Here is a 516-nt window from a genome sequence, read left to right on the forward strand (position 1 = left end):
GCCGTGCCCGCGCCGCGCCTGCCCGAGCACTCCTCGCAGGACCTGCCGGTGCTCCCGCCGCCCGCCGCGGCCCCGGCAGCCCCGGTCGCCCCGGCCGTGCGGGAGGAGGCGTCGCAGGACGCTGAGGAGCTTGTGGTGCCGTGGCAGGCCGTCGCCCCGGCCGGGATCGAGGGCTTCGCCGCCCAGACCGGCCCGCGCGGCGCCGGCACCCGCCGCCGCCCCGAGGGCGAGGCGCTCGCCGCCGCCGTGCCCGAGCCGCTCTCGGCGCCACAGCCGGTGCTGCTCGAGCCCGAGGACGGCGAAGAAGACTACGACCTGTCCTACGACGAGGCCGAGGACGCCGAGGAGGCCGAGGGCGCGCAGAACCTCGCGCCGTTCGACGAATTCGGTGAATTCGAGGACGAAGACGACTATCAGGACTCGGCCGCCGAGCCCGCGCCCCCGCAGCCGGCCGCTCCCCAGCCGGCCCAGCCGCAGCCCGTGGTGCCGCCACAGCCGGCCCGCCCGCAGCGGGTC

The 516-nt window shown here is 78.5% G+C and carries 1 pseudogene; it reads left to right on the forward strand.

Features of this window, described 5'->3' with window-relative positions:
• Positions 1-516: pseudogene (locus KDL01_RS41775) on the forward strand (hypothetical protein); the annotation flags it as partial.

It is taken from the genome of Actinospica durhamensis (assembly GCF_018139695.1).
GTDB classification, from domain to species: domain Bacteria; phylum Actinomycetota; class Actinomycetes; order Streptomycetales; family Catenulisporaceae; genus Actinospica; species Actinospica durhamensis.